Raw genomic sequence first — 936 nt, 5'->3', positions numbered from 1 at the left:
CGCCGGACTCGGCGCGCGACGACGTCGCGCCGCCATCCCGGGCGGCGCCGCCGGCGGGTTCGGCGCCGCCCGCCGCGCCGGGGCCGATGGGCAATGAGGGCGTGCTGCTCAACTTCGTCGATGCCGACATTCCCGCCGTCCTGCGGGTGCTGGCGCGCTATACCGGCCGCCATTTCCTGGTGGATGCGCGGGTCAAGGGCACGCTGACTCTGGTGTCGCAGGGCCCGGTCGCGCCGGACACTGCCTACGGCATGCTGCTGGGCGCCCTGCGCATGCAGGGCTTCGCCGCGGTGGACGTGGCCGGCGGCACCCGCGTGGTGCCGGAGGCCGACGCCAAGCTGCAGGGCGGCCCGGTCGCCAATGCCGGCGCGCCGGGGGACGGCGCGGTGGTGACGCGCACCTTCCGCCTCAGCTACGAGAACGCCGCCGCGCTGGTGCCGGTGCTGCGGCCGATGATCGCGCCGAACAATCCGATCACCGCCTATCCGGCCAACAACACGCTGGTCATCACCGACTACGCCGACAACCTGGACCGCATCGGCCGCATCATCGCCAGCATCGACAACCCGTCCTCGCTGGTGACCGAGGTGGTCAAGATCCGCCAGGGCATCGCGGTCGACATCGCCGGCATGGCCTCGGAGCTGCTGGACACGCAGCAGGGCGGCGATCCGAGCCAGCGCGTGGCCGTGGTGGCCGATCCGCGCGCCAACAGCGTGATTCTGCGGTCGTCCAGCCCCGGGCGCGCCAAGCTGGCGCGCGACCTGATCCGGCAGCTGGACAGCTCGCAGAGCGATCCCGACAACCTGCACGTGGTGTATCTGCGCAACGCCCAGGCCACTCACCTGGCCAAGGTGCTGCGCGGCCTGCTGACGGGCGAGAGCGAGGGCGCGGCGGCCGGCGGCGACGCGGCGATGCGGGCCGCGCTGAGCGCCGGCG

Annotated in this window: 1 protein-coding gene; it reads left to right on the top strand. The window is 73.4% G+C overall.

All coding sequences use genetic code 11. The annotated features are described in order from the left end of the window. On the top strand, positions 1-936 hold a 936-nt coding region (locus H0523_RS32045), incomplete at both ends, for a secretin N-terminal domain-containing protein (RefSeq protein ID WP_306670221.1).

The organism is Achromobacter insuavis (assembly GCF_902859645.1).
Taxonomy (GTDB): Bacteria; Pseudomonadota; Gammaproteobacteria; order Burkholderiales; family Burkholderiaceae_B; genus Achromobacter; species Achromobacter insuavis.
Note: the sequence above shows the minus strand (reverse complement) of the source record. Positions and strands in the feature narration are given on the sequence as shown.